Annotated in this window: 24 protein-coding genes and 1 riboswitch; of the genes, 13 read left to right on the forward strand and 11 right to left on the reverse strand. The window is 60.7% G+C overall.

Translation table 11 applies throughout. The annotated features are described in order from the left end of the window. Positions 1 to 194: 194 nt before the first annotated feature. Both NF78_RS23325 and NF78_RS23330 read right to left on the reverse strand, forming a co-directional pair. Positions 195 to 1,214 carry a WD40 repeat domain-containing protein gene (locus NF78_RS23325; RefSeq protein ID WP_052050873.1) on the reverse strand — a complete coding sequence of 340 codons (1,020 nt, stop codon included), beginning with the start codon at positions 1,212 to 1,214 and terminating at the stop codon, positions 195 to 197. Between the two features lie 178 nt (positions 1,215 to 1,392). Continuing rightward, entirely contained in the window at positions 1,393 to 2,625 is a 1,233-nt protein-coding gene (locus tag NF78_RS23330; protein ID WP_035992088.1) for a DNA double-strand break repair nuclease NurA, read from the reverse strand. 172 nt (positions 2,626 to 2,797) lie between these two features. Between NF78_RS23330 and NF78_RS23335 the strand changes: the two genes are divergently transcribed. Further along, positions 2,798 to 4,297 (forward strand): N-acetylmuramoyl-L-alanine amidase, encoded by a 1,500-nt coding sequence (locus NF78_RS23335; RefSeq protein ID WP_225885404.1) that lies wholly within the window; start codon positions 2,798 to 2,800, stop codon positions 4,295 to 4,297. A gap of 57 nt (positions 4,298 to 4,354) precedes the next feature. Here NF78_RS23335 and NF78_RS23340 read toward each other — a convergent pair whose 3' ends face one another. Continuing rightward, positions 4,355 to 4,951 carry a Uma2 family endonuclease gene (locus NF78_RS23340; protein WP_035992094.1) on the reverse strand — a complete coding sequence of 199 codons (597 nt, stop codon included), beginning with the start codon at positions 4,949 to 4,951 and terminating at the stop codon, positions 4,355 to 4,357. A 149-nt stretch (positions 4,952 to 5,100) separates the two neighbouring features. On the opposite strand from NF78_RS23340, the gene NF78_RS23345 reads away from it, so the two are divergent. The 4 genes from NF78_RS23345 (at position 5,101) to NF78_RS23360 (ending at position 9,079) form a co-directional block, all read left to right on the forward strand. Beyond that, a complete protein-coding gene (locus tag NF78_RS23345; protein WP_035992097.1) occupies positions 5,101 to 6,435 on the forward strand; it encodes a P-loop NTPase fold protein in 1,335 nt (444 codons plus the stop codon). Then, positions 6,395 to 8,446, forward strand: a complete 2,052-nt coding sequence (locus NF78_RS28540; protein ID WP_052050874.1) for a tetratricopeptide repeat protein — start codon at positions 6,395 to 6,397, stop codon at positions 8,444 to 8,446. Before NF78_RS23345 ends, NF78_RS28540 begins: the two co-directional genes overlap by 41 nt. Before the next feature lie 79 nt (positions 8,447 to 8,525). Continuing rightward, positions 8,526 to 8,744, forward strand: coding sequence for a hypothetical protein (locus NF78_RS23355; RefSeq protein ID WP_035992099.1), 219 nt, complete (start codon positions 8,526 to 8,528; stop codon positions 8,742 to 8,744). 2 nt (positions 8,745 to 8,746) lie between these two features. Then, on the forward strand, positions 8,747 to 9,079 hold the full coding sequence (locus tag NF78_RS23360) for a type II toxin-antitoxin system PemK/MazF family toxin (protein ID WP_035992102.1): 333 nt from the start codon (positions 8,747 to 8,749) through the stop codon (positions 9,077 to 9,079). A gap of 14 nt (positions 9,080 to 9,093) precedes the next feature. Here the strand turns inward: NF78_RS23360 and NF78_RS23365 are convergent, their stop codons facing one another. Further along, positions 9,094 to 9,726: a restriction endonuclease subunit R gene (locus NF78_RS23365; RefSeq protein ID WP_035992106.1), complete on the reverse strand. Its 633-nt coding sequence runs from the start codon at positions 9,724 to 9,726 to the stop codon at positions 9,094 to 9,096. A gap of 67 nt (positions 9,727 to 9,793) precedes the next feature. Between NF78_RS23365 and NF78_RS23370 the strand changes: the two genes are divergently transcribed. From NF78_RS23370 to NF78_RS23390, 5 genes are all read left to right on the forward strand, one after another. Next, positions 9,794 to 10,606 carry an aminotransferase class IV gene (locus tag NF78_RS23370; protein ID WP_035992109.1) on the forward strand — a complete coding sequence of 271 codons (813 nt, stop codon included), beginning with the start codon at positions 9,794 to 9,796 and terminating at the stop codon, positions 10,604 to 10,606. Positions 10,607 to 10,758: 152 nt separating this feature from the next. After that, positions 10,759 to 12,600, forward strand: coding sequence for an ATP-dependent zinc metalloprotease FtsH3 (gene ftsH3, locus NF78_RS23375; RefSeq protein WP_035992112.1), 1,842 nt, complete (start codon positions 10,759 to 10,761; stop codon positions 12,598 to 12,600). Between the two features lie 520 nt (positions 12,601 to 13,120). Then, on the forward strand, positions 13,121 to 13,294 hold the full coding sequence (psb34, locus tag NF78_RS31490) for a photosystem II assembly protein Psb34 (RefSeq protein ID WP_035992116.1): 174 nt from the start codon (positions 13,121 to 13,123) through the stop codon (positions 13,292 to 13,294). A gap of 176 nt (positions 13,295 to 13,470) precedes the next feature. Continuing rightward, complete coding sequence (locus NF78_RS23385) at positions 13,471 to 13,668, forward strand: hypothetical protein (protein WP_035992119.1); 198 nt, start codon at positions 13,471 to 13,473, stop codon at positions 13,666 to 13,668. Positions 13,669 to 13,798: 130 nt separating this feature from the next. Then, on the forward strand, positions 13,799 to 14,362 hold the full coding sequence (locus NF78_RS23390) for a RidA family protein (RefSeq protein WP_263970685.1): 564 nt from the start codon (positions 13,799 to 13,801) through the stop codon (positions 14,360 to 14,362). A 255-nt stretch (positions 14,363 to 14,617) separates the two neighbouring features. On the opposite strand, the gene NF78_RS23395 is transcribed toward NF78_RS23390, so the two are convergent. The 3 genes from NF78_RS23395 to NF78_RS23400 are packed head-to-tail and all read right to left on the reverse strand — an operon-like array spanning position 14,618 to position 16,898. Continuing rightward, positions 14,618 to 16,051 carry a DUF2252 domain-containing protein gene (locus tag NF78_RS23395; protein ID WP_052050875.1) on the reverse strand — a complete coding sequence of 478 codons (1,434 nt, stop codon included), beginning with the start codon at positions 16,049 to 16,051 and terminating at the stop codon, positions 14,618 to 14,620. After that, positions 16,038 to 16,166, reverse strand: coding sequence for a hypothetical protein (locus NF78_RS33100; protein WP_263970686.1), 129 nt, complete (start codon positions 16,164 to 16,166; stop codon positions 16,038 to 16,040). The genes NF78_RS23395 and NF78_RS33100 overlap by 14 nt, the downstream gene beginning before the upstream one ends. A 21-nt stretch (positions 16,167 to 16,187) precedes the next feature. Continuing rightward, positions 16,188 to 16,898: a GDSL-type esterase/lipase family protein gene (locus NF78_RS23400; RefSeq protein ID WP_035992121.1), complete on the reverse strand. Its 711-nt coding sequence runs from the start codon at positions 16,896 to 16,898 to the stop codon at positions 16,188 to 16,190. A gap of 264 nt (positions 16,899 to 17,162) precedes the next feature. Here NF78_RS23400 and NF78_RS23405 point away from each other — a divergent pair, with 264 nt between their 5' ends. Beyond that, positions 17,163 to 18,344 carry an AI-2E family transporter gene (locus NF78_RS23405; RefSeq protein ID WP_035992125.1) on the forward strand — a complete coding sequence of 394 codons (1,182 nt, stop codon included), beginning with the start codon at positions 17,163 to 17,165 and terminating at the stop codon, positions 18,342 to 18,344. Between the two features lie 43 nt (positions 18,345 to 18,387). On the opposite strand, the gene NF78_RS23410 is transcribed toward NF78_RS23405, so the two are convergent. Beyond that, a complete protein-coding gene (locus tag NF78_RS23410) occupies positions 18,388 to 19,977 on the reverse strand; it encodes a serine/threonine-protein kinase (RefSeq protein WP_035992128.1) in 1,590 nt (529 codons plus the stop codon). A 541-nt stretch (positions 19,978 to 20,518) separates the two neighbouring features. Here NF78_RS23410 and pheT point away from each other — a divergent pair. After that, complete coding sequence (gene pheT, locus NF78_RS23415) at positions 20,519 to 22,957, forward strand: phenylalanine--tRNA ligase subunit beta (RefSeq protein WP_035992132.1); 2,439 nt, start codon at positions 20,519 to 20,521, stop codon at positions 22,955 to 22,957. Here the strand turns inward: pheT and NF78_RS23420 are convergent. After that, positions 22,954 to 23,634: a HupE/UreJ family protein gene (locus tag NF78_RS23420; RefSeq protein ID WP_035992137.1), complete on the reverse strand. Its 681-nt coding sequence runs from the start codon at positions 23,632 to 23,634 to the stop codon at positions 22,954 to 22,956. The genes pheT and NF78_RS23420 overlap by 4 nt on opposite strands. A gap of 21 nt (positions 23,635 to 23,655) precedes the next feature. Beyond that, positions 23,656 to 23,864, reverse strand: a riboswitch (cobalamin riboswitch). A 234-nt stretch (positions 23,865 to 24,098) separates the two neighbouring features. Between NF78_RS23420 and NF78_RS23425 the strand changes: the two genes are divergently transcribed. Next, the gene (locus NF78_RS23425) at positions 24,099 to 25,745 is read left to right on the forward strand and encodes an ABC1 kinase family protein (protein ID WP_035992138.1); all 1,647 of its coding nucleotides are present in this window, start codon (positions 24,099 to 24,101) and stop codon (positions 25,743 to 25,745) included. Positions 25,746 to 25,758: 13 nt separating this feature from the next. Here NF78_RS23425 and NF78_RS23430 read toward each other — a convergent pair whose 3' ends face one another. Both NF78_RS23430 and NF78_RS23435 read right to left on the reverse strand, forming a co-directional pair. Beyond that, complete coding sequence (locus NF78_RS23430; RefSeq protein ID WP_035992142.1) at positions 25,759 to 26,226, reverse strand: HNH endonuclease; 468 nt, start codon at positions 26,224 to 26,226, stop codon at positions 25,759 to 25,761. Beyond that, complete coding sequence (locus NF78_RS23435; RefSeq protein WP_035992145.1) at positions 26,226 to 26,459, reverse strand: hypothetical protein; 234 nt, start codon at positions 26,457 to 26,459, stop codon at positions 26,226 to 26,228. The genes NF78_RS23430 and NF78_RS23435 overlap by 1 nt, the downstream gene beginning before the upstream one ends. Positions 26,460 to 26,479: the final 20 nt, after the last annotated feature.

The following is a 26,479-nucleotide window of genomic DNA, read 5'->3' on the forward strand; positions in this document are numbered from 1 at the left end:
GTGCTGGGGGTCAGGTTTCAGGCATGGTTGGCCAACCTGTGCCGCAGAACAAGTGGTCTGTGGCTTTACCTTGGAATGCTCATCGGACGATTTGCCTTCTCCCAGGATCGGCAGAACCACAAAACTACGTAAGCTGCTCTGGCTCCGCCAGGGCAGCCGTACACCCCACACCCCACACCCCACACCCCACACCCCTACTCCTCCTGCCACACCCGCACCGTACCGTCCCAGCCCGCGCTGACTAGGGTCTTTCCGTCCGGGGCAAAATCGACCCCCCACACCCAGCCCTCGTGGCCGCTGAGAATGCTCACCAGGCGGCCCTGGTCCATATTCCACAGGCGAATGGTGCTGTCGTTGCTGGCGGTGGCGAGCAGGCGGCCGCTGGGGCTGAAGGCGAGGCCGTTGACCGGGGCGGGGTGGGCTTTAAAGCAGGTGGTTTCGCGACCGCTGTTGAGCTTCCAGAAGCGGACGGTGCAGTCGGCGCTGGAGCTGGCCAGCAGCCAGTTGTTGGGGCTGGCCGCCACCGACAGCACTTCGCCGGTATGGCCCGTCAGCACATGGTTGCTGCCCTTGCCCTTGAGCCGGTAGAGGCGCAGGGTTTGGTCCTGGCTGCCGCTGATCAGGGTGGTGCCGTCGTGGCTGACGGCGATCGCGCGAATCCAGTGGGTGTGGCCATTAAACCGATGGATCAGGGCCTGATCGCTCAATCGCCAAACGCAAATTCTGTGGTCCTGGCCGCCGCTAAACAGGTACTTGCCGTTGGGGCTAAAGGCGATCGCCCGCACCCAGGCCCGGTGGCCCTCCAGCTGGCCCAGAGCGTCGCCGGTGGTAAAGTCCCACAGCTGAATGGCATTGTCGTTGCTGACGCTGGCAAAACAGGTGCGATCGGGGCTAACGGCCACCGCCCGCACCCAGGCCCGATGACTGTCGATCACCTGTATGGTGTGGCCGGTGGCCAGGTTCCATACCCGCACGGTCTTGTCGCCGCTGCCACTGATAATGAAGTTGCCGTCGGCACTCACCGCCACCGATCGCACCCAGCTGCCGTGGCCGCGCAGAACTTGGGTGCAGGCCCATCTGGGCGGGCGGGCGGGCGTCGGCGAGGGCTCCGCCGCTGGCCGATGGAGCGCGGCGGTCATATCCACCAGCTCAAAGGCCGCAGATTCGCCGTCTGAATCGCCCTCAAAGAGCGGGTCGGGAGGCTGGGGGGGCATAGCAGGGGTAGAAATCGACACAGGCCAGATCGGTCATTGGCCACGGTGAACTTAGCGTCAGACTGCATCCGTCTGCACCAGCACCGTCGCCTACACCCTGCCTGCATCCTATGCCGAAATTTTTCTGTTGGCCAGATATGGAGCCACCGCAGGGTTGATAACCCTGGACCGCTGCCCTTCAGGCAATGCTGCCGCGCTTGCGGGCCTCTTTGTAGGAGGTGCCGACATTCTGGAGGCCAGCCCGAATCATTTCCTGTTCGAGCAGGGCAAAAAAGCGGGTGCGATCGCCCCCCCGCACCACCGCCTGGTTGTGGGCTTCGGCCAGGGCCACCGGGTAGCCGTAGCCCTTTTGCACCTGGGTCAGCACCAGGCTGAGCGCCCTGCTGCACAGGCCCTCATCGGCCATCACCCACTGGGGCACCTCCACCCGTGCCACCTCCGGGCCAACGTTGAGGTAGCAGAAGTAGACCCGGTGGTCACCGTAGAGGTCCAGAATGCTGGCGGTGCTGCGCCAAAAGGGGCTGCGTTCTCCAGGATTGAGTTCTGTGGCCCAAAAGGTGGCGTCGCGCAGGGGCAAAAATCCGCCGCAGGGGGCGCGATCGCTGCGAGCTACCGCGCTTTGCTCTTCGCCGTTGGCACCGCAGTGGGTGGTACAGTCTGGGGCGGCAAAGGGACAGGCGGCAAACCGCAAAAAGTTCATCGCCTCGCCGCTGCGGCTGGCGCTGAGGTAGCCCACCAGGGGAATTTGTTGCCGCCGCAGCCGCTCCCAGGCGTCGAGAATGGGGGGCAGGATGCGATCGCGGGCCTCCCCCGGCAGCGCCTCCAAAAACCAGTAGATCAGCGATCCGTCGGTCAGTGCCAGCAGGGGAACCGGGGCTGGGGATGTCTGGCCTGTGCTCAGCGCCTCCTGCACCGCCTCCCCCAGCTCCGCCAGCACCACAGCCTCAGCCACCGTGCGGCGGTGGCCCATCCACTCCTCGGTGCTGATGCCCCAGGGGCGCGACAGGTAGAGGTCTTCGGCCCGGTATACCACCTCCGGCAGGCTGTCCAGCAGCGGGAAACGGCCCTGGCCGTAGTGCAGCACCACTCGGCCCGTGTTGATCAAATAGCAGTAGGCGATCTCGTGGTGGCTGGGGGAAATTTGCGATCCGTCGGTGGCGATGACGGTATGGGCTTCAGGGGCAGCGGCGACGGGGACTCGAACCGTCAGCGGCTCCTGGGGCTGGGCGGCGGTAAACGGGGCGCGATCGCCCCAGGTCTGGGCCTGCTCCACCAGCTCCCCCTGGCGGGTGGATGCGATCGTCAGTAGCCCTCGCGCCGCCGCCACCCGATCCTGGGCGGCAGCGGCCTCCAGACTCAGGTGCTGGCTAATGCCCTGCATCTGCCGGGCCAGCTTGATCAGATCGAGCATAGGGTCAAAACCTTGGTACGCCCATACTACCACCCCTGGCCAAAAAAATCCTCAGAAATGGCGGCCTACGGATGCCACTTTGTCCCCCATCGTTATACTGTCGGGTGGCTTATGTCTTGGTCGTGTTCTGGTTGTGCTTATGGCCTCAAGATGGCTTACCTCAGGAGTCCCAGTGGCGGGGTTAGCCGCCGTGGGTGCTCTGGTTGTCGTCGCCCCGGCAAGGGCTGCTACCCTCCAGTACTGGTGGTTCGATGCCCAAACCAATCAGCTGGTGTTCACCACCGACAGCGAGGTTCAGCCCCAGGCGCAGCTGTTGGTCAACCCCACCCGCATTGTGGTCGATCTGCCGAACACCCAACTGGGCGGCACCAGCACCAGCCAGGCCGTCGGTGGGGCCATTCGCGAGGTGCGGGCCGGCCAGTTCGATCGCCAGACCGCCCGCCTGGTGATCGAACTGGCCCCCGGCTACAGCCTCAACCCCCAGGACGTACGGGTACAGGGCATTCGCCCCAACCAGTGGGCGGTACAGCTGCCCCCCCTGAGCCAGGGTGCGGCGCTGCCTCAGGGCACCATTCCTACCCCGAGTGCTACCACCAACCAGGTCCAGGGGGCCACGGGCAGCGGCGCGGGAGCTACCCTGACGGGGGTTGTCACCACGGGGGATGGCTTTTTAATTCGGCTCAGCGGCGAATCGACCACGCCGAACGTGCAGATTAGCAACGACTCTGCCGACAATCGCTTCGCCATTATCGACCTGCCCAACACCGCCGTCGCCACCAGCCTCCGACCCCAGGATCTGCCCAACTACCGCTACAGCATTCTCACCTGGGATGTGGCCCAGCAGCCCACTAACCCACCGTCCACTCGCATTACCCTCAAGCTTGGTCCCACCAGCCCCGACTGGCGCGCCCTGCGCAACAACAGTGGGGTGGTGGTGCTGCCCCCCAGCGGGGTGCCCATCAGCAGCGTCTCTGACGAACCCCCGCCCCTGGCGACTGCCCCCAGCACCCAAGCCCCGCCAGTTCAGGCCCAGGCACCGCCGCCCCCTGCTCAAACCCCGCCCCCGCCTACCCCCACCCCACCCCCCACTCGCTCGGCTGAGTCGCCCCCTATGCCTGCGGCCCCCAGCGGCCGGGTGGTGGTGGTAATCGACCCCGGCCACGGCGGCCGCGACCCCGGCGCAGTGGGCATCGGCGGCCTGCAGGAAAAACAGGTGATCTTCCCAATTTCCATGCGGGTGGCAGAACTGCTGGAGCAGCAGGGGGTGACGGTGGTGATGACCCGCCGCACAGACGTCACGGTGAGCCTGCAGGAGCGCTCTAACATTGCCAACCGCGCCCAGGGCAATGTGTTTGTCAGTATCCATGCCAATGCCATCAGCATGAGCCGCCCGGATGTCAACGGCATTGAGACTTACTTTTCCTCCGAGAGCGGACGCCGGTTGGCGACTACCCTCCAGGCCAGTATGCTGGCGGCGACGGGAATGCGCGATCGCGGCGTCAAGCAGGCCCGCTTCCACGTGCTGCGGGCCACCAACATGCCCGCAGCCCTGGTGGAGGTGGGCTTTGTCACCGGTGCCCAGGATGCCCCCCGCCTGGCCGACCCCGCCTGGCGCGAAACCATGGCCCAGGCGATCGCCCGGGGAATTTTGCAATACCTCCAGGGGGGCTAGCCGAGCGGAGCGGGCGATAGGTTAACCATTGCAGTTCGCTGGCTAGGGGGAGCAGGGTTATGACCGCAGCGATCGCTGAAAGGTCTTAACCGCCTCGACGTGGTTGACCATATTGATGCAGCGTTGCAGCAGCGCCAGATCCAGCCCGCTGACCGCTTCGCTGGTGTCCACTTTTTCGTAGCGCAGGGCATTGTTGGGGCCTCGCAGGTGGTAAACCTCTAAGACCCCGTCTTCCCAAAACCAAACTTCTTGAATCTTTAGTCGCCGGTAGGCTTCTAGCTTGTTGATGCCGCCGGTAGAAAACACCACCTCAATCGCTAGATCGGGGCGATCGCGTCCGGGGGCCAGTTTGTAAGACTCATCGGCCTCGCGCTTGACGGCTCCGCCTTCGCTTTCGAGTGTCATGGAGCCAGTGGGGGTAAAGTCGAACCCGGCCATCAGCAGGTAAAGCTCTAGCAGGGCGGCAATGCGCTTTTTGACGGTTTCGTGGGGTTCACCCGGCCTGCGCCGAATCTCTAAAACACCATCTAAAAACGAGAGCCGGTAGCCTGGACGGGCTAACAACTGCTCAACCGCTTTGAACTCTCTCCAGGTCAGACCCTCAAACAGGAGGGGGGCTGCTGGGTCGAGGGTGGCGATCGCCGCTGGGCGCATAGGACTCTCCTACCGTTTGGCCAGAACTCTATAACTAGTACTCCCCAGGGAACCAGTACTCCCCAGGGGCAACGGTGGCGTCCCCAGGACAGTGGTTCGGTATGATAGGAGGACCGTGACACCGTTGGCCACTCCCTAGATAGTCACCTATGGCAGCTCCGAACTACACCCTGGCCAAAACCTTGCGCGAAGCCTATCGGGTCTGTGATGTGCGCCCGCTGTCTTTGGAGAACATCGATCGCTATTACATTCCCTTTGAATCTCGCCAGAATGCCATTAGCGATGTCAACGGCAGATTGGCTGTCACTGAACCGGGGGAATTTGGCACTGTCCTATTTACCGGTCATATCGGCTGCGGCAAAAGTTCAGAACTGGCGCGAATCTCCCAGCACCAGCAGGAGGACTTTTTAGTGGTGGAGGTGCAGGTGGATGAGGAAGCAGACATTCAGGACATCGAGTACACCGATCTGTATTTGATTATCATCAAGCAAGTGGAGTTTGAACTCCGTAAGCTAAATATTCAGTTCGACCAAGATTTACTCAAAGGGTTTGAGGATTGGTTTAAGGAAATCACCACGGAGACTGAAGAAAGCGTAGCGCGATCGGTGAATGTAGCTGCCGAGGCTACCCTGGGAGCCGATGCACCTTTTCTGGCCAAATTCCTGGTGAAGCTCATGGCCCAGATTCAGGGTTCAGTTACCGATAAGCGCCGTATCCGCCAGGTTTTGACGCCAGAGGTTTCTCGACTTAAGGCAGATATCAATCTGCTCCTGGCAGACGGCAGTAAAAAGCTACGGGCTAAGTTTCCTGAGAAAAAAGGCATCTTACTCATTTTGGATGGGTTAGACAAATGCCCGCCCAATGTCGCTACGCATCTATTTTTTGACTACGCCCTGCAAATGCAGGAGTTGCACTGCATGATTCTCTATACGGTGCCTATTTCTACCCTTTACAGCCAGCGAGGCATTAGTACTGCCTTTGGCAATCCCCACATTGTGCCGATGGTGAATGTGTATCAGTACGCTCGCGATCGCCTGGAGCTAGATTACAACCCAGACGGGCTAAACGCCATTGCCAGCATGATCGAAAAGCGGGTAGATGCCAGTGCTGTGTTTGAGAGCCGCGAGCTGTTGCTAGAGATGGCAAAAACCAGTGGTGGCCACGTACGCCACATGATGCAGATGATGCGAGATGCCAGCATTCACGCCCTGGGCCTGGGTCGCACGAAAATTCAGGCGGACAATGTGACCTATGCGGCTAAACAGCTTCAGTTTCGTTTTGAGCGATCGACCCCACGTACCCACTATCCCGAATTGGCCAAGATTGCTCAGAAGAAAGAAATTACCGACGACAATGTTGGGAAAGAACTACTGTTTAGCACGGCGGTTCTAGAGTATAACGGCGACAATCGTTGGATCTATCCTCATCCGGTGATACGGCACAGTGACCTCTTCAAACAAGCCCTGGCTGACATCCCAGCCTGACTCAGCCCTGCCCGAGTTTTTGGGGCTGAATCTAGAGTCTTTTCGCGGGTTGGCTACGTTTTGCGACCTGTCGGAGGGCTTTGCCATTGCCTTTGCCGAAGTCAACTTTGCTGCCGATGGGGATAGGCTGATTCAAGCCTTGCGGGAACGTCCAGAATGCCAGGCCGTGCAACTGGTGGTGCTGGATTTTTCCCAGGAGCGTCTTGCCTCGCTGCTACCCAGGCTAATGGCAGAAGTGGCCAACCTGCCAACGGCGGCCAATCTAAAGTTAGTGGTTGTTTTGCGGGGGCTCGAAACCTCGATTGGCATCGCAGAGGATGATGTGGTCTTTCTAGAAGACCTCAACTTCATCCGCGATGCCCTGGCCCGTCGCATTCCCCACCCAATCATTTTTGTTCTGCCCAAGTATGCGCTCAAACGCCTGGCCCGCACCGCCAGGGATTTTTGGGCCTGGGCCTCGGCAGTGTTTGAATTTCGCTCCGTCCGCAGTGATGTTAATACAGCCCAAACGGCTGCCCTGAACTCTGGCCGCCTCTTTACTAGCGATCTCAAGCCCGTCAAGCAAAGCCGCATTGATCAGCTTCACCGCCTGCTGGAGGAATATGCTCCCGCCGCCTGCGACAGCGCCATTGCCAATGCCGAAATTCGCCTGACAATTTTGCTAGAGCTAGCAGATGCTTATCGTAGTTTGTCTGAGATGAAGACGGCTTGTCAATTTTATCGCCAGGCCCTGTCTCTAGCCCAAGCCAGCCAGAAACAAATTCTTGAAGCTGAAGCCCTGTTGGGTTTAGGTAAAACTCTCCGTTTTATCGAAACTGATCGTCAAGCTCTGGAAACCTACGAGCAGGCGTTGACGATTTATCGCGAGGTGGGCGCTCGGCTCGGCGAAGCCAACACGCTGCAAGCGCAGGGCGACGTGCTGCAATTCCTCAAACAAAGTCGTGAGGCGCTGGAAACCTACGAGCAGGCGTTGACGATTTATCGCGAGGTGGGCGATCGGCTCGGCGAAGCCAACACGCTGCAAGCGCAGGGCGACGTGCTGCAATTCCTTGATCAACGGAGTGAGGCGCTGGGGAACTACGAGCAGGCGTTGACAATTTATCGCGAGGTGGGCGATCGGCTCGGCGAAGCCAACACGCTGAAAGCGCAGGGCGAAGTGCTGCAATTCCTCGATCAACGGAGTGAGGCGCTGGGGAACTACGAGCAGGCGTTGACGATTTATCGCGAGGTGGGCGATCGGCTCGGCGAAGCTAACACGCTGAAAGCGCAGGGCGACGTGCTGCAATTCCTCAAACAAAGTCGTGAGGCGCTGGGGAACTACGAGCAGGCGTTGACGATTTATCGCGAGGTGGGCGATCGGCTCGGCGAAGCTAACACGCTGAAAGCGCAGGGCGACGTGCTGCAATTCCTCAAACAAAGTCGTGAGGCGCTGGGGAACTACGAGCAGGCGTTGACGATTTATCGCGAGGTGGGCGCTCGGCTCGGCGAAGCCAACACGCTGCAAGCGCAGGGCGATGTGCTGCAATTCCTCGATCAACGTAGCGAGGCGCTGGCCAACTACGAGCAGGCGTTGACGATTTATCGCGAGGTGGGCGATCGGCTCGGCGAAGCCAACACGCTGCAAGCGCAGGGCGACGTGCTGCAATTCCTCAAACAAAGTCGTGAGGCGCTGGCGAACTACGAGCAGGCGTTGACGATTTATCGCGAGGTGGGCGCTCGGCTCGGCGAAGCCAACGCTGTGCTGGGCGTGGGCAGTTTACAAGATGATCCCCAGCGGGCGATGGATTATTTTTTGCAGGCCCAGGCAATTTTTGGGGCCATTGGCAGCCGATACAGCCAGGGCCGCAATCTGCTGATGTTCATTGTCCAGGCCCAGGTGCAGCTCAACGACCTGGCGGGGGCGCACCAATCCCTAGACGAGGCCACCGCCATTGGCCAGGAAATCGGCTTCGAGCCATTCTGCCAGTATGCCGACCAAGTTCGGGCTCAACTCTCTAACCCAGCGTCATGAGCAGAGAATGGTAGTAGTGGGTTGGGCGGTGATGGGGTGGCGGAGTGTTCTGGTTGGTAGTGGAGCGAGGTAAACAGCAATGAAAGCCTATGAGTTTGCGGGGGAAGTGATGGCCGATGGGCAGCTTAAACTGCCAGAGTCGGCCCTGGTGCAGTTGGCGGGGCATCGCGCCGTCAGAGTCATCGTGCTAGTGCAAGACCCATCAGAAGATGAGGAAGCAGCCGAGTGGAATACTATGGCAGCTGAGCAGTTTTTAGCGGGCTACAGCAAAGCCGATGCCATCTACGACACGTTGTAGCTATGATCCGCTACCAGCCTGGTGATGTGGTTTTGCTGGCGTTTCCCTTCACCGATGGCATTCGCCAAAAACAGCGCCCAGCCCTAGTTCTGCTAGATATAGACGACCCAGATATTGTGGTGGCCCGGATTACCAGCCAACCCTACACAACTGCTTTTGATGTTGCCCTTGCAAACCAGGCTGAAGCGGGTTTGCTGCTGCCTTCAACCGTGCGACTACACAAGCTGGCGACTCTGGAGAAAAGTATGGTTAGCCGCTGGCTGGGGCATCTTTCAGCCCCAGATTGGGCCAGAGTCGGAAATGTGATCAACCTGCTGTGGAGGCTAAGCCCATAGTCATCAGGTATCGATCAGCGTCTAACCCCATCGTTTTCCGCCACAATTTTGGCCAGCCCCTTCAATATCTGTAGCGTCTGGGCCAGCCCCCCATCCTGATCCAAAATCAGCTCCTTCGATCGCGCATACTGCCGACCCGCTAGCTTTACAAACACAAAACTACTGCCATTGGTCACCAGGCCGTACAGCGGCAGCGACGAGTCTGGCGCGGCCATCATATAGCCCAACACCTGGGGAATCCCCACCTTGAGCGAAAACTCCGCCCGCTTCGACTCAATTACCAGCACCCAGAGCTGATCCTTCAGCACCAGCACATCCAGCCGCCCCCGCAGGGTGTGCTCATCGGCGGTGGCGGTGATTTCCACCGTTTTCTCGGTGGTGACGTAGAACGGCGGCAAAAACAGCCCGGCCAGGTCCAGCAGGGGCGCGACCACCGCCAGCTTGACGGTGTTTTCCAGCAGCGATCGCCGCTCCAGGTTGGCATAGGCCGCCTCTACCCGGGCCAGTCGTTCCAGCTCTGCCGGGCTGAGCGCGGGCAAATCCCCCTGCCATTCGGAGAAAAACGCGCCATCACGAGCCTCCCGCAGCCCAAACTGCTGCTCCAGGTCGTACAGCGTCAACTTCTCAATGGGTAAAGTCTGCACCATAGCCCACCTCCTGTCGCTTTTCCTAAGGCTATTGTGGCACTTGTCATCAGCACCAGACTCTTTACCTATGCCCCACTGGTTCAACGGCACCTACTCTCCCACCGACCACCTCACCCTGGCCGTCACCGACCCCGCCCTGCTCTACGGAGCCACGACTTTCACCACCCTGCGGGTCTACGGCAACAGCCTCGACCATCCCCTCACCCACTGGGCCGCCCACCAGACACGGCTGGCCCAGGCGCTGCAAGCCTTTGGCTGGCCCAGCCCCGACTGGGCCGCCGTCCGCCAGGGGGCCGAGACGCTGCTGAAAGACTATCCCGTGCTGCGAATCACCATCTTCCCCGACGGTCGGGAAATGGTGATGGGTCGCGGCCTGCCCTCCGATCTAGAGCAGATGCAAACCCAGGGGATTGTGGCCTGGGTCGCCCGAGGTGAGCTTTACCAGCGCCCTTCGCCTACCTACAAGACCGGCAACTACATGGGGGCCTGGCTGGCCCTGCAATCCGCCCAGCGGCAGGGGGCTCGCGAAGCGATTCTGGTGGACGCCCAGGGCCAGTGGCTCGAAACCAGCACCGGAAACCTCTGGGGCTGGGCCAAGGGCCAGTGGCACACCCCCGCCGGGACGGGCCTGCTGCCTGGCATCGCTCGCCTTCACCTTCTTGATACGCTCAAGCGGCAGGGGCAGCGGGTGAGTCAAACCCCCTGGCCGTCAGGCATTATTCAGCGGTTTGAGGCCCTGGCCTACAGCAACTCAGCGGTGCAGGTGGTACCGATTCACACGGTGCTGGGACACACAGTTATGGGCGATCGCAGTAGACTGGAACTTAACCCCCAGCACCCGGCCCTGGCGGCTTTACGGGCTGCTTTTAGGGAAAATTAGTATCTAAATACCTATTCCATTGGCCCATTCCGACAGATGGCGTTAACATAAGTTAATATCCTTCTAATCATAGAGCCTGTTTAAGATTCAGCCTTAGAGAGCAGTTTCGTAGAAACAGTTCGTCCCAAGATGTTAGTGGAGGCAATAGCCCGGTGAACAAACGGTGGAGAAACGCAGGTTTATATGCCCTGCTAGTGGTAGTCGTCATTGCCCTGGCGACCGCAATTTTTGATGGTTCTGGCCCTGAAACCCAGACCTGGCGCTACAGCCAGTTTCTAGACGCGGTACAAAACAACCAGATCGAGCGCGTCAGCATCAGCGCCGATCGCACCCGCGCCCGCTTTACGGACCCCGAAGGCAATGGTCAGGTGATCGTCAACCTGCCTAATGACCAGGAGCTAATCAGCACCCTGGAAACCAACAATGTCGATATCGTCGTCATGCCCCAGAGCAACGACAGCGTCTGGGTGCGGGCCTTCAGCACCCTGCTGATCCCAATTCTGCTGCTGGGTGTCTTGTTCTTTGTGCTGCGTCGCGCCCAGAGTGGCCCCGGCAACCAGGCGATGAACTTTGGTAAATCCAAGGCCCGGGTCCAGATGGAGCCCCAGACCCAGGTCACCTTTGGCGATGTGGCCGGTATTGAGCAGGCCAAACTGGAACTCACCGAGGTGGTGGACTTCCTCAAGAATGCCGATCGCTTCACCGCCGTCGGGGCCAAAATTCCCAAGGGCGTGCTGCTGGTGGGCCCTCCCGGTACTGGTAAAACTCTGCTGGCCAAGGCCGTCGCGGGTGAGGCAGGCGTCCCCTTCTTCTCCATCTCCGGCTCTGAGTTCGTGGAAATGTTTGTCGGTGTGGGTGCCTCCCGCGTCCGCGACCTGTTCGAGCAGGCCAAGGCCAACGCCCCCTGTATCGTATTTATCGACGAGATCGACGCCGTGGGTCGCCAGCGGGGCGCTGGCCTCGGCGGCGGCAACGACGAGCGGGAGCAGACCCTCAACCAGCTGCTCACCGAAATGGATGGCTTCGAGGGCAATACCGGCATCATTATTATTGCCGCCACCAACCGCCCCGATGTGCTGGATGCGGCCCTGCTGCGCCCCGGTCGCTTTGACCGTCAGGTAGTGGTCGATCGCCCCGACTACGCCGGTCGCCTGGAAATCCTCAACGTCCATGCTCGCGGCAAGACCTTCTCCAAGGATGTCGATCTGCAAAAGATCGCCCGCCGCACCCCCGGCTTCACCGGGGCGGATCTCTCCAACCTGCTGAACGAGGCCGCCATTCTGGCCGCCCGCCGCAACCTGACCGAGATCTCTATGGATGAGGTCAACGACGCGATCGATCGCGTCCTGGCCGGTCCCGAGAAGAAAGACCGGGTGATGAGCGAAAAGCGCAAGGAGCTGGTCGCCTACCACGAAGCTGGCCACGCCCTGGTCGGAGCCCTGATGCCCGACTACGACCCCGTGCAGAAAATCAGCATCATCCCCCGCGGTCGCGCCGGGGGCCTGACCTGGTTCACCCCCAGCGAAGACCGTCTGGAGTCGGGCCTCTACTCCCGCTCCTACCTGCAAAACCAGATGGCCGTCGCCCTCGGTGGCCGCATCGCCGAAGAGATTATCTTTGGTGAAGAAGAGGTCACCACCGGCGCCTCCAACGACCTCCAGCAGGTGGCCCGGGTCGCCCGCCAGATGGTCACCCGCTTTGGCATGAGCGACAAGCTGGGCCCCGTAGCCCTGGGTCGCCAGCAGGGCAACATGTTCCTGGGCCGCGACATCGCCGCCGAGCGCGACTTCTCCGAGGAAACCGCCGCCACCATCGACGCCGAAGTGCGTGGGCTGGTGGATCAGGCCTACGCCCGCGCCAAGCAGGTGTTGACCAACAACCGCCACGTGCTGGATCAGTTGGCCAAGATGCTGGTGGATAAGGAAACAGTAGATTCGGAAGAACTACAGCACCTGCTGGCTACCAACGACGTCAGTATGGCGTCCATCGTGTAGACGAGCTTGCTGCCTGCAACCTGCGATCGCGAGTTCGCTCCGCTGCCGGTAAGCCCGTAGATAACTGAATGTTGATAGACAAAGGGGTGTCAACTAGACACCCCTTTTTTTGTGCTGCTCAGGGATTGGCAGTGGCCGGGCTGCCTCAACCCATCAGCGTCAGTGCGATCGGCCTGTCCTGAATTCACCGTAGGACGCTGGTTCTGTGGAGATCCCAGGTTTTTGAGCTGATATCGATGGCTATACGCTATTGCGCCACCCCCAGCTCTTAACCGAAGTCCAGACCGATATCCTAAGCGCAATCGCCATTGCTATGTACAGCCAGGGTAGTGATGGAGTAATCGGGAGTAGTGCCCGTGTTTCCCGCCCCCTGATCCGGGTCAGCCACCGCAAAGCAGGGAGATTCCGCCTGGGCTATAGCGCATAAGCAAAATTAATGCAATAAAGTATTGCGATATTGTTACACCGCTGTTACATTGGTTTACATAAAGAAACATTCTTCCCCAAGGAGGGGCCCTCAATGTTTACGACCACTCAACTCGACAACGGCACTCTCAACAACTATGCCGTGGAGCCTGACGTCTACCTCGCCTCCTATCCCTCCCCCGAACAGCAGCGGGGCTACGTCGTCCAGGCCGCCTTTGCATCGCTGCTGGTGGCAAGTCTGCTGCTAGTTTCTGTAGCGGTCAGCTAGGAACTGTCATCGATTAGCCCTGGAAAAACCAAGCATCAAGGGTTGCAGCCTTTGGCCTGTTATTAGGGCTGGGCGGGGTACCGCTGACAGTAGAAGGTTTTTGGCCAGAGCTGGTGAACGGCCTGGGTCTGGCGAATTGTTAAGCACGTAATCAACGTCTTTGGAGGAAGCACGATATGTTTGCACCGATAGTTCTGCTGATTCGCAATGTTTTGGGAACGCCCAAATTCAACAAGCTACGGGGACAGGCAATCGCCCTTCACTCCAAAACCATCACCAACTTCTGCAACCGCTTTGGTGTATCCAGCAAGGAGCGTCAGGCGCTAATTCGCAAGGCTAAAGCTAATGGTCAGTGGCTGGGTTTTCTGGCCTAGGGGGTGTCATCAAGCGCGGCCAAAAGCTCGGTATAACAAGCTTTCCAAGCCTGACCCAAAAGACAGACTAGGGGCTGTAGCGCTTAATTCTTCAGAATTCTCAAAATAAAGGTATGCTGGGGCTGTTTTTATGGTGGGCACAGCAATGGCGCGGCAGCGGGCGTTTTCGGGTACCCCTTGGGAAGAGAAGGTCGGCTACTGCCGGGCGCTGCGGGTGGGCCAGCAGATCTTTGTCTCCGGCACCGCCCCCAGTGATGGGGAGGGTGGGACCTTTGCCCCCGGTGACGCCTATGCTCAGACCCATCGCTGCTTTGCGATCATTCAACATGCCCTCCAGGAACTGGGAGCCGACCTCAGCGACACAGTCCGCACCCGCATCTACGTCACCGACATGGGCCGCTGGGAGGAGGTTGCCCAGGCCCATCACGAACTCTTTGCCGACTGTCCGCCCGTCAACACCACGGTCGAAATCCCCGCTCTGATGAACCCCGACATGCTGGTCGAAGTCGAGATCGAGGCCCTGTGCGACGCCCCATCACCACAAAATCCCCAGGCGACTCGGTCCCAGCACCAGCCTCGGGAACAGTTTCAGGGGCAGCCTCAGTCCCGAGCCATGATCTTGGGTCGCCCCATTCAACCGGCCACCCTGCCGCCCGTCACCGCCTCCGACCTGGACGAAGGCTGTCTAGATTAGCGGTTCTGCGGGATGTCATCAATAGCGGCTAAACGCTCAAAAAACAAGGGTTATACCGAATCCTACTCGGCTACCCCCGATTGGTAGAGGCGTAGCATGCTACGCCCCTAGGGGGTTGCTGGTTACGAATCGGGGTTCTGTAACTCGGATCTGTTATTACAGCCCCTGGCCTGGTCTTTGGGGCGGCGCAATGGCCATCGCCGTACACCGGGCTTTTGGCCGCACCGGGCTTTTGGCCGCGCTTGATGACCCGCCCTAGGGCTCCCACGCCGCCGGGATGCGTCCTTGGCGGGCTGCGGCCACCAGGGCATCGTAATCGCGCTCGGTTTGGTCGGCATAGGCCTCTGCAAAGGCTACCAGGGCATCAGCCAGGGCCTCCCCTTTGCCGATGTACCCCGTCAGCATGGCCGCATTGCCCGACTTGGCGTGGGCCAGCGCCAGGGCCCAACCGCAGAGGGCACAGTAGGCAGGCAGGTTAACTGGCTTAAACTTGCCCGGCTCGAGCTTGAAGCCTCCCTTCATATCGCGCAGTTGGCGCACGTAGTAATGCACGTCCCCCAACTTGCCCCAGCCCAAAAAAATGTCGGGAGACCCCTGAATCAGCCGCTGCCCGATCACCACCCGCCGCCCCTGGTGGCTGTCGGGCAGGCGAAAGTCGCAGGTTGCCTCAGCGTAGGGCGCCAGCACCGAGGGTTGAGCCTCTTTGATCTGCAAAAATATGGGGTCGCTGGCGTCTTTGCCCTCCAGATACGCCACCCAGCAGCGGGTGCCGACGCTGCCCACCCCCACCACCTGGCGGGCCACATCGATGAGCCGGTAGCGGGACAGCAAAAAGCGGCGATCTTCGCTCAGCGATGCCCCGTAGCTGTCCAACAACGAACGGATTGCCGCCTCCACGGCTGGGCGATCGCCCAGGGTTTCCGCCCGCACCACCAGCGGTGGCGACTCCACAATGTGGTGGCGGTCGTCCACCAGATCGGTCATGCGATCGAGGACCTGCAAGTGGTTGCGCTCTCGTGCCTTGGCAAGCATGCGCTGGGTATAGATTTCGGCGCTGTCAGGGAGCTTTTGCAGCAGTTCCTCCTCGGTGATGCTGACGTACCACAGGTCGAGGTAGCCCAGGTCGGAGTAGGTATTCAGGTAGCGGGCGTAGGCATCCACCAGGGCGCGCACGGCCTCCTGACAGAGGACGCGATTGTGCTCTGTATCGCCGCCCCCAGCGCTGCCCAGGTAGCGCCCCGCCACCACAGCGCTGGCGGCCAACCGTTTCACGTCCCACTCCCAGGGGCCGGGGTGGGTTTCGTCGAAGTCGTTAATGGCAAATACCAGGTTGCGCTCCGCCGAGGCAAACACCCCAAAGTTTGACACGTGCATATCGCCGCAGGCCTGGACGTTAAGGCCTGTAACCGGTGCCGCCGCTATATCGGCCATCATCACTGCCGCCGCCCCGCGCAGAAAGGCAAAGGGCGAGGCCAGCATGCGTTCGTAGCGCAGGGGCACCAGTTCTGGGACGCGGGTTTGGGCCTGGGCCGCAAGGATGTCAACCGGGTCAGGGCGGGGCGGGGCTGGCTCAAATACCCCCAGCTCAGAGCGTTTCAGGGTCTGACGCAGGGCTCTGCCCGCCGCCCGCTGCTCGTCTACAGTCTGCTGCACCGAGGAAGCCAAAAACGAGAACTCAGGAGATGCCATCAAAAAACGCCCACTCTACAGACTCACGGTATCCAGTCCTCTGGCCATCGGAGCCCGTCTTGCCGCTGCGGTGGATGCGGTGCTGAAGCAGGTCTAGATGGGGCAGCCATGGCATTGCGGCAGGCAGGAAAGGGCGCTAGGGACGAGCAACAGGCAGGTCAACGGCGGTCTGAAACGCATCCCAGGCGAGGATGTCGTACAGCAGCGCCTCGTAGCCCGCCACGTTGGGGTGCAGTCCATCGGCCGAGAGCAGCGGCAGCCACCAGGGTTCGCCCCGACCCAGCCACAGGTTCAGCACATCGAGGTAGGGAATATTGTGGCTGGTGCAGGCCAGGCGGGTGGCTTCGCGGTAGCGCCACTGGTCGCTGTGGGTGTAGTAGAGCACTTCTGAAAAGGGCATGGCCTGTTCGTTGACCGGCGGCATGCCCACAAACAGCACCGGGCACAGCTGCCGCGCCTGGGTCAGCAGGTCGTGGATTTGCCCCTCAAAGTTGTCAAAATCGGTGCGGTTGCGACCCAGGGTACTGCCTACACGGGCCGAATCGTTGACCCCCACCGACAGCACCAGCAAATCGGGCAGCCGGTTGCGCAGTTCACCCCGGTAGCGAAACTCGTGGTCGAGGCGCTGGCGTACCTGGCTCACCCCATCGCCCCGCACACCCAGGTTGTAAAATACCGCTCCCTCTCGCCCTGGGGCCATGGTGCGGCGGCGCAGGCGCTCAACCCAGCCCCCCCCCTCGGGATCGCCAAAGCCGTACACCAGGCTGTCGCCCATCGCCAGCACTTTTTGGGGGTGGGGCTGTTTGATAACAATCCCTTGGGTGGGGGTAGGGTAGGAAGCGAGCATAGGAGAATAGCTAAACAGGGAAGAACGCGATCGATGGAGGTGGTAGGGGCCCGGGCGGCGGGGGGCAGGCAGGAGAGAAATTGTTTAAATTGTTTACATATTACCCCCTGCGGTGTCCATCGGCGGGGTGAAACCTGCCCCTCGGCCTCAAAAAAGCGCGATCGCCTGGGCCTGAAATTCGCTACTTTGCCGTAGGCTGTAGGTGGCCGTAATTGCCCATCCACGACTCTGGCCCCTCATTTAACCGATTTATTCAGCAGATCTATGGAGTACGGTGCAGCACAAAGTCCAGAACCGAACCCCAGCAGCTGGCTGGCTCGCTGGTGGGACAGGCTCAGCCCCATCGCCCAGTCGATTCTAGTGCTGCTGGCGACTCCCCTGGTGGTGCTCAACGTGTGGGCCGTCTCCATCATTTTTGGCTACTTTCGCTCCATTCTGGTTACTGTGCTGATCGCCGGGCTGCTGGCATTTTTGCTCAGCTACCCCATGGGTCGGCTCGAAACCCTCGGGCTCAAGCGTGGCTTGGCCGCCACCCTGGTGCTGATGCTGGCTCTGGTGGGGTTTTCGGGGCTGGCCATCATTGTGCTGCCCTTTGTCATCGACCAGGGGCAACAGCTGGTGGTGCGCCTGCCCGACTGGTTTGACTCGGGCAAAACTCAGCTAATGATGCTCGACGGCAAGCTGGCCGAATGGGGCCTACCGATCAACTTTGACGGCATTATTACCCTCACCAGCGATCGCCTCAAGCGCGAAATCCAGTCCATTGCGGGGGAAGCTCTCAACCTGACTATCAACGTGGCGGTGTTTACCGCCAACAAGCTGCTCGATGTGGTGCTGACGGTAGTGCTGACCTTCTACCTGCTCCAGCACGGCGAAGAGGTGTGGGGCGGCCTGGTGGGCCTGCTGCCAAGACGGCTGCAGCAGCCCTTCTCAGAAACCCTGCGGCAGAGTTTTCGCAACTACTTTTTGGGGCAGTTCATCGTGGCCAGCTGCTTCGGCACCGCCCTCACCATCATCTTTGGGCTGCTGAACGTCCCCTTTGGATCGCTGTTTGGCCTCACCGTGGGTCTGCTGGCCCTGGTACCCTTTGGCGGCACCGTTGGAGTGATCATCGTCACCCTGCTGGTGGCCCTGCGCGACATCAAAATTGCCATTCCGATGCTGATTTCGGCGGTGATAGTGCAGCAGCTGGTGGAAAATGGCATCGCCCCCCGCGTACTGGGCAGCGTCACCGGGCTAAATCCCTTTTGGGTGTTTATTGCCATCCTGTCGGGAGCCAGAGTGGGTGGGCTGCTGGGGGTGATCGTGGCGGTTCCCGCGGCGGTCATCATCAAAGAGGCGCTGGTGGCGCTGCGTAACGTGCCCCATGCCTCTCGAGAGCTTGAGCTGGCCGAAGGCTCTCAGGCGGGATCCCCCCAGCCCAAAGCTGCCGCCCTACCCCAGTAGAGCTAGGTCCCCAGTGCCTTAATGCTCCATAGAGAGTGAAATTCTAGAGCACCCCGCGCCGCCCGTTGGGCATCACGGTGGACCAGTTGGTGCGGGCCATGGCCAGCTGCTCATCGGCGATCAGCGCTCCCGTCAGGTCCGCCCCGCAGAGGTTGGCGCCCCGCAGGTTGGCGTTAGAGAGGCAGGCCTGGGCCAGGTTGGCCCCGCGCAGGTCGGCTCCCTCCAGATTGGCGTAGTGGAAGTAAGCCTTGACCAGCTTGGCATTGCGCAGGTTAGCGCGGTTGAGGTTGGCCCGGCCAAAGTTAGCGTTGCTGAGGTCTGCGCCCTGAAAGTTGGCACCGGGCAACTTTGACTGGTTAAAGTTGATCTCCCCTAGCAGGGTGCGCTGGAGATCGAGGTCTTTGAAGGTTTGCAGTGAAAAATCCCGTCGCCCTTTGGTGTACTTCTGCTTGACGTCGTCTGAGCTCAGCAGGTTGGCGGGGGTCAGCCTGGACGGCGAGGTGGGAGAACTACTGCGGCTGGGAATCAGCGGGGCCGGGCTCTGGTTGCCGGAGTGCGATCGCTCTCGCCGGGCCCGAATTGCCGCCGCCATCCGCGACGAGGGAGAGCCACCGGAATGGCTGATGCCGGGGTGCTTGGCAGGACTACTGACTGCGCCATTGCCGTTGGTGAACCCATTGGCGACTGGCCCGGACGGGGAGGGAAAGGCCATGTTTTGGGCCAGGCTCTCCATATATGGCTCCAGATCCAGGTCGCGGTGAATCGCCTCCACACTCTGGTAGCGGTGCTTCACCGAAATCTCCAGCATCTTTTGCAGCACCCCCGCGAAATGATCGCTGATGTGCACGTGCTCCCGCCACAGCAGTTCTCCCGTATGGGGATCGTAGTTGAGGTCCTTCGGGGCTTTACCTGAGAGCAAATAGATACAGGTGACCCCAAGGGCGTAGATGTCGCTGGCGTAGACAGGGCGCATGGCCATTTGCTCGGGCGGCGCGTAGCCGGGGGTGCCAATGGCGTAGGCGGTGAGGGCCGTTTGGTCGGAGTTGGCGGCCTGCAGCGGGTTGACTTTGTCCTTGACCGCGCCAAAGTCAATCAGCACCAGTTTTTTGTCCTGGTCGCGGCGAATGATGTTGGCCGGTTTGATGTCGCGGTGGATGACGTGGTTGTCGTGGACGTACTGCACCATCGCCAGAATTTCGCTCAGGAACTGCTTTACCCCCGCTTCGGTAAAGGGGCCGCCCCGCTTGACCTCCTGCTGCAGGGTGAAGCCGTTGATATACTCCTGGACCAGAAAGAACTCCTGCCCGCTTTCAAAATAGTCAAGCAGGCGGGGCAGCTGCGGGTGGTTGCCAATCATGCCAAGAATCTTGGCTTCCCGCTTAAATAAGTCGCGGGCCATGTCCAAAATGTGGGGAGCCTCGGCCGAGGGGCGTAGCTGCTTGATGACACAGGGCGGTTTGCCTGGCAGCATTTCGTCACGGGCCAGGAACGTGGCGCCAAAGCCGCCCCGTCCCAGGGCCCGAATCATCCGGTAGCGGCCCCGCAACAGTAGCTCTGCCCCACAGTTTTGACAGTGACTGACGGTGGGGGGATTCTTGGGCTTTAAACAGTCGGGGTTGATGCAGTAGCTCATGCGGCCCAGAATGGTTGATATCTAGACGTAGTCCGAAGACGACGCCTGGGGTTAAGTTAACCAGCAGCGGGGCAGTTGAATGGGGAGCCACAATGCCGAAAATACGGGAATTGTGAGGGCCGACCCCATGCGGTAATGCCACATTACCCCAATTGTTCCCTCTTTCCGAGGGGGGTTATAGCATTCATCCACAGGGATATATACTTCGGCCCCAAATCGCGCTCAAATGTAAAAAGTCGATGAACCCTGATCCCCATCTGCAATTGTGCGGCAGGGGCAGTGCACCCGTAGGGCGTATCCTCAAATCGGGCCCAACACCTTATTACTATTAGCGCTGCCACGCTCAACCCCAAAAACAGGCCAGGGGCGACGACCGCTGATCTCAGGGGGATGAGAAGTTACTTGGTGACAGCCCCTAGAAACCCGCCTGCAGACCTTGAGATCAAGGCGGCCCTTGGGTAGATGCAAGGCCCACGGGGTAGAATGTTTGGGCAATCCACTACAGCGTGCTGGCTTTTCCAGCCGTCCCATCAGCCCCACCATGCGCATATCTCTCAACTGGCTCAACGAATACGTCGATGTTCAGCTCTCTCCCCAGGAGCTAGCCGATGCCCTGACCATGGCGGGCTTTGAGGTAGAGGACATTGAAGACAGACGCGCCTGGGCCGATGGCGTAGTGGTCGGTCGAGTGGTAGAACGCACCCCGCACCCCGATGCCGACAAACTCAGCGTTTGTGTGGTGGATATCGGCCAGGCCGATAGGTCAACTATAGTGTGTGGCGCGGCCAATGTGCGCGCCGATATTTTTGTAGCGGTGGCCACGGTCAATACCTATCTGCCGGTGGTCGATCTCACTATCAAGCCGCGCAAACTGCGGGGTGTGCCCTCCGAGGGGATGATCTGCTCCCTGGCGGAACTGGGGCTGGCCAAGGATTCTGAAGGCATTCACATTTTTGAGGCCGAGGGGCTGGAGCTGGGGCAGGACGTGCGCCCGCTGCTGGGACTGGATGACGTGGTTTTAGATGTCACCTCTACCGCCAACCGGGCCGACGCCCTTAGCATGGTGGGGATTGCCCGTGAAGTGGCGGCGATCACCGGAGCGACCCTGCGTCTGCCTGGGACTGAGGCGACCAAAATTCCCCACGGCAGCACCGCGCCCGCCATTGCCCTGACCGATGAAAAAGCCTGCCCGATCTACATTGGCACGGTGCTGGAGCGGATTGCCCTGGGGCCGTCCCCCCAGTGGCTGCAGCAGCGCCTGATGGCTGCGGGCACTCGACCTATCAATAATGTGGTGGATATCACCAACTATGTGCTGCTGGAGTGGGGGCAGCCGCTGCACGCCTTCGATCGCGATCGCCTGCTGACCACGGGTGATGGGCTGACCCTGGGCGTCCGCTACGCCCAGCCTGGCGAGACCCTGGTCACCCTCGACAGTCAGACGCGGCAGCTCCAGCCCGAGACACTGCTGATTACCGCCAACGATCAGCCCGTAGCCCTAGCCGGGGTGATGGGCGGCGAAGCCACCGAGGTGCACGATGGCACCCAGGCCATTTTGCTGGAGGCGGCTTGCTTTGATGCGGCGGCAATTCGCAAGTCGGCCCGGAGCCAGGGGTTACGCACCGAGGCCTCGGCCCGCTACGAGCGCGGCGTCAACCCGGCGGAGCTGGGGCTGGCCTGCGATCGCGCCCTCCAGTTGCTGCAGGAGCTGACCGGGGCTACTGTGGTGGCCCAAACCGTGGGCACGACCGCCCTCGGGGCCGCCATTCCCGAGCGGGTGCTGACTCTGCGCCTGGCCCGGGTGACCCAGCTGCTGGGCCAGGTGGTCAATCTGGGGGACACCCCCCAGGCGTTGCCGCCCGACACCATTCAGCAGCTGCTGGTAACCCTGGGCTGCCGGGTGGCCCCCACCGACGATCCGGGGGTGTGGGCCGTGACGGTGCCCGCCTTCCGCTACCGCGACCTGGAGCGCGAGGTCGATCTCATCGAAGAAATTGCCCGCCTCTACGGCTACAATCACTTTGCCGACACCCTGCCCCAGAAGGCGGTGGGCGGCTATCTGTCGGTGGAGGCCGCCCTGCGCCGCCGCCTGCGGGAGGCCTGTCGCGCGGCGGGGCTGACCGAGCTGCTGCACTACTCGCTGACCAAACCTATCAGCGATCGTCAGGTCACTCTGGCCAACCCCCTTTTCCCAGAATACTCAGCCCTGCGGCAGGACCTGATCGACGGGCTGATCGATGCCTATGCGTTTAACCTCAACCAGGGCAATGGCCCCCTCCACGGCTTTGAGACCGGCCACATTTTCTGGCAGGACGAGGACGGCATCCACGAAGCCGAAGCGGTGGGCGGCATTGTCGGCGGCGACGGGAGATCGAGCCAGTGGGTGACCAGCGGTCAGCCCCAGCCGCTCACCTGGTACGAAGCCAAGGGAATTTTAGATAGCGTGTTCCATCGGCTGGGGCTGGCGGTGGACTACCGCGCCGATCGTACCGACCCGCGCTTTCACCCCGGCCGCACGGCGTCGCTGTGGGTGCGGGGGCGGCTGGAGCTGGGTCGCTTTGGTCAGCTCCATCCCCAGCTGCGCCAGCAGCGTCAGCTGCCCGCCGAGGTGTATGTATTTCAGCTCAACTGGTTGGCCCTGGCCACCTGCCTGGTGCCGGTGTTGCAAAAGTCGGTCAGGTTTGCCCCCTACTCGACCTTCCCGGCCAGCGATCGCGACCTGGCCTTCTACGCTCCCCTGGCGGTGTCGGTGGCCGACCTGACCACCGCCATGACCAAAGCCGGGGGCAAGCTGCTGGAGTCGGTGGCCCTGTTTGATGAGTACCGGGGCACATCCGTCCCCGAGGGCCAGCGCAGTCTCGCCTTTCGCCTGATCTATCGCTCCCAGGAGCAGACCCTCACCGACGATGCCGTCGATCCGGTCCACCAGAAGGTGCGGGCCGCCCTGGAGAAGCAGTTTGGCGTCACCCTGCGCAGTTAGGCAGGCAGCACGGTTTCCAGCAGCGCCGTGGCCAGAAACGCAGCACCAATGCCGCAGATCACCAGACCAGCGGGCTGGATGGAAACGGCACTGGTTCGCTGGGTGAGCTGTCGCCCAACCCAAAAGGCCGCGATCGCGATCGCCAGCTGAATTGCTGTAAAGCCGATTAAATAGGCCACCAGCGGCATGGTCTGAGCCCCAAAAATGGCCTCGCCGTAGGCAAAGCCGTGGAAAAGCCCCGCGATCGCCGCCAGCCCCGCCAGCCCAGCACTCTGGGGCCGGTCTTTGCGAGCCAGCAGCAGACCAAAGCCCAGCACCGACCCGGCGATGATGGGTTCAGCCATCGGTAGGGTGATCTCAGCCAGGTGCAGGCCCGTGCCCACCATGGCGGTCAGCACAAAAACCACGGGGATGGCGATGCCCCAGGCGCTGACCGCCGCCAGCAGCCCCAGCGCCACCACAAAGGCCAGGTGGTCAAAGCCAATTACCGGGTGCCCCAACCCTGACAGAAACCCCTCGACAGCGGTGGTGGGCACCTGCCCCCCGGTTGGGTGGTGGGCCAGACCGGGCCGCGGCAGCAGCAGCAGGGCGGCGATCCCACCCACCAGGCCCTGACCGATCAGCGGTGAGCGGAAGGCAGCCCTGATGAACCCCAGGGCAGACATGCAATTATTCATCCGTACCTCGCAGACGAAACTAGAACTACAGCGGCGATCGGCGGGCATTCTGGCTCGGTCAACTTTGGATTGGTGATTTTGGATTTTGGCGCAGTAGTTTGTCAGCCAAAATCGACCATCTAAAAGCCAAAATTTCCTCACAGCTGCGGGACAGCGGCAGGCTTGCACTGCACTTTCCCCGTTACCTCCGGTGGCTGATCCCCACCGGAACCGACAGCGCCCAAGCATCATAACACCGGGGGAAGGTCGCCCCGCCGTTGGTTTATCAATAGTGACCTTGGGCGAATTGAGGGGATGGTGCGGCTCGAACCGCCCTATCGACGGACAAAGCCTTAACGGGATTGCGTTAGCATCAATCTGTCCAGGGACGCACAAGGCCAGGGACGCACAAGGCCAGGGACGCACAAGGGACGAAGCCTTAATGGGATTGCGTTAGCATCGATCTATCGGTATCTCGGTTAACAATGGTTTCATCGTCTCGTTTGGCCCGGCAAAGAGAAATTGTCGAAGTCGTGCTGAGCCACGGCTGGGACTACATGCGACGGCTGCTGGTCGGCGGCCAGGCCGATGAGCCCGAGCTACCGCCCCCGGCCGTGCTGCGCAACATTTTGACTGACCTGGGGCCGGTGTACGTCAAGCTGGGGCAGCTGTTGAGCACCCGCCCCGACCTCATGCCCCCGGCCTACATTGAGGAACTCAGCAGCCTCCAGAGCACAGTTCCAGCTGTAGACCCCAAAGAAATCGAAATTCACATTCGCCAGTCCCTCGCGGCTGCCCCAGAGGAGCTGTTTGAGCGGCTTGAGTACCACGCGATCGCCGCAGGTTCGATCGCCCAAACCCACAAGGCGGTGCTCAAGGATGGTCGCCAGGTAGCGCTCAAGGTGCAACGCCCCGGCATTGAGCGCCAGGTCGATCGCGACATGACGTTGATTCGCGACATTGCCAGGCTGGTGTCGGCTACCCAGTTTGGCCAGCGCTACAACGTAGTCGAACTGGCCGAAGAATTTGCCGATGCCCTCAACGCCGAACTCGACTTCACCACCGAGGCTACCTATACCGATCAGCTGCGGCTCAACCTATCCAAAAGCGCCTGGTACGATGCTGGAAAGCTCATCGTGCCGGAGATCTACTGGGAACTCACCAACTCCAAAATTATGGCGATGGAGTGGCTGGAGGGCACTCCCCTGCTCAAGGCCGACCTGCGGGCCGAAGATGTCCACAGCAACAGCCTGGGACTACGAGCCCAGGCCACAACGTTGCTGTTTCGAGCCTTCTTTAAGCAGTATTTCGTCGATGGCTTCTTTCACGCCGACCCTCACCCCGGCAACATTTTTTACTTAGAAGACGGTCGCTTGGCCCTGCTGGACTGCGGCATGATGGGCCATATGGATCCACGTACCCGCACAACCATGACGGAGATGGTGCTGGCCATTGTCAATTGCGACGCCCAGCGCTGTGCCCAGCTCACTTTGCAGCTGGCCGAACCTCTCAAGCCCGTGAACCTGGCTCGGCTGGAGAGCGACTACACTCGCCTGCTGGGTCGCTATTACGGCCTCAGCCTAGAGCAGATCAACACCGCCGAAATTTTTGGCGAAATTTTGGCGGCAGGCATTCGCAACAACCTGCGCTGGCCTGCCAATGTGGGGCTATTTACCAAATCGCTGGCCAACCTGGAGGGGGCGGCTCGCCAGTTTAACCCCGGTGTGAACCTGATCGACGAAGTGCGCCCGCTGATGGCTGATTTGTTCCGGCAGCAGCTGGTCGGTGACGATCCGCTGCTGGCGCTGCTGCGCACGGGGTTAGAGTTTCGCAACCTGTCGCTCAGTTCACCGCGCCAGGTGGGCTTTTTGCTCGATCGCCTCAGCTCTGAGCAGCTCACCCTAAACCTCAAGATTCAGGGGGTGGACGACCTGCGGCGCAGCCTCGATGAGGCCTCTACGCGGCAGTCGTTTAGCATTGTGGTGGCCGCTTTAATCGTGGGAGCGGCGATCGTGGCTACGGGCCGCCAGTCGCCCCAGGGGCAGATTCTCAGCATTGTTTTATTCGCGGCGGCTAGCTTCTTTGGCCTGTGGTTGCTGTTTAGCATTGTGCGCCCCAGGCGGCGACGGTAGCGATCGCCGCTGTTTAGAGTTTTGTATCTACTAGCTGACGCGGATCGGTCGATGGAGGATGCCATCCAGCCTGCACCCACAGGGCACGAGCTTCTAGAATGGGGCGATCGCCAGTGTAGCGATTATCGTTGACGTCGAGGCGATCGCAGGTCGCCCTACCAACCGCTGTGACTCCGTAAATTTGGATGCCATCCGCGCTCCAAATAAAATGGTCAGCCCAGTTTTGCTGGCGGGGATGAAACAGAGGCAGCATAGCCAAGGTTTCGCGATCGCGTCCCACAATGAAGTTATAGCGGCGTTGGTTGCAGCGGCTACAGGCTAACGCCAGGTTATGTAAATCATCTGAACCACCCAGTGATCGGGGATAGATGTGGTCAATGGTGAAACGGGCAGTACTAATTTTTTCGGGAGAGTGGCAGTACTCACAAAGGCGGTTAGCCCGCTGGCGCACCTGTTGTTTGAGCGCTGACGAGATGGGCATTACTGAGCCAGCAGCAGGGAGTTAAGGTAAGTGAATAAACGATCAAGCTCGTTGATAGAGGCAAGTTCGTTCGCCTCTTCAGTGGTGAGAACACCCAACTTATTTCTCTCAAGCAAATCTTCTAGCCGATTTTGAAGGGCATCGGTGAACCTAAAGAATCGCAAGTTATCGACGGTTTCTACCGTAATGCCGGTTTCCAGAACTGATTGAGGACTAACGACAACTTGGATCATAGGTGGGTAAACGCAGAAAT

Origin of the sequence: Leptolyngbya sp. KIOST-1, assembly GCF_000763385.1 — a bacterium.
Classification (GTDB): Bacteria; Cyanobacteriota; Cyanobacteriia; order Phormidesmidales; family Phormidesmidaceae; genus Nodosilinea.

Bases quoted from the DNA above. Each gene is read 5' to 3' on its own strand.
- NF78_RS23325 (WP_052050873.1), bottom strand. From the start codon at position 1,214: ATGCCCCCCCAGCCTCCCGACCCGCTCTTTGAGGGCGATTCAGACGGC.
- NF78_RS23330 (WP_035992088.1), bottom strand. From the start codon at position 2,625: ATGCTCGATCTGATCAAGCTGGCCCGGCAGATGCAGGGCATTAGCCAG.
- NF78_RS23340 (WP_035992094.1), bottom strand. From the start codon at position 4,951: ATGCGCCCAGCGGCGATCGCCACCCTCGACCCAGCAGCCCCCCTCCTG.
- NF78_RS23345 (WP_035992097.1), top strand. From the start codon at position 5,101: ATGGCAGCTCCGAACTACACCCTGGCCAAAACCTTGCGCGAAGCCTAT.
- NF78_RS23355 (WP_035992099.1), top strand. From the start codon at position 8,526: ATGAAAGCCTATGAGTTTGCGGGGGAAGTGATGGCCGATGGGCAGCTT.
- NF78_RS23360 (WP_035992102.1), top strand. From the start codon at position 8,747: ATGATCCGCTACCAGCCTGGTGATGTGGTTTTGCTGGCGTTTCCCTTC.
- NF78_RS23365 (WP_035992106.1), bottom strand. From the start codon at position 9,726: ATGGTGCAGACTTTACCCATTGAGAAGTTGACGCTGTACGACCTGGAG.
- NF78_RS23370 (WP_035992109.1), top strand. From the start codon at position 9,794: ATGCCCCACTGGTTCAACGGCACCTACTCTCCCACCGACCACCTCACC.
- psb34 (WP_035992116.1), top strand. From the start codon at position 13,121: ATGTTTACGACCACTCAACTCGACAACGGCACTCTCAACAACTATGCC.
- NF78_RS23385 (WP_035992119.1), top strand. From the start codon at position 13,471: ATGTTTGCACCGATAGTTCTGCTGATTCGCAATGTTTTGGGAACGCCC.
- NF78_RS23390 (WP_263970685.1), top strand. From the start codon at position 13,799: ATGGTGGGCACAGCAATGGCGCGGCAGCGGGCGTTTTCGGGTACCCCT.
- NF78_RS23395 (WP_052050875.1), bottom strand. From the start codon at position 16,051: ATGGCATCTCCTGAGTTCTCGTTTTTGGCTTCCTCGGTGCAGCAGACT.
- NF78_RS33100 (WP_263970686.1), bottom strand. From the start codon at position 16,166: ATGCCATGGCTGCCCCATCTAGACCTGCTTCAGCACCGCATCCACCGC.
- NF78_RS23400 (WP_035992121.1), bottom strand. From the start codon at position 16,898: ATGCTCGCTTCCTACCCTACCCCCACCCAAGGGATTGTTATCAAACAG.
- NF78_RS23405 (WP_035992125.1), top strand. From the start codon at position 17,163: ATGGAGTACGGTGCAGCACAAAGTCCAGAACCGAACCCCAGCAGCTGG.
- NF78_RS23410 (WP_035992128.1), bottom strand. From the start codon at position 19,977: ATGAGCTACTGCATCAACCCCGACTGTTTAAAGCCCAAGAATCCCCCC.
- pheT (WP_035992132.1), top strand. From the start codon at position 20,519: ATGCGCATATCTCTCAACTGGCTCAACGAATACGTCGATGTTCAGCTC.
- NF78_RS23420 (WP_035992137.1), bottom strand. From the start codon at position 23,634: ATGAATAATTGCATGTCTGCCCTGGGGTTCATCAGGGCTGCCTTCCGC.
- NF78_RS23425 (WP_035992138.1), top strand. From the start codon at position 24,099: ATGGTTTCATCGTCTCGTTTGGCCCGGCAAAGAGAAATTGTCGAAGTC.
- NF78_RS23430 (WP_035992142.1), bottom strand. From the start codon at position 26,226: ATGCCCATCTCGTCAGCGCTCAAACAACAGGTGCGCCAGCGGGCTAAC.
- NF78_RS23435 (WP_035992145.1), bottom strand. From the start codon at position 26,459: ATGATCCAAGTTGTCGTTAGTCCTCAATCAGTTCTGGAAACCGGCATT.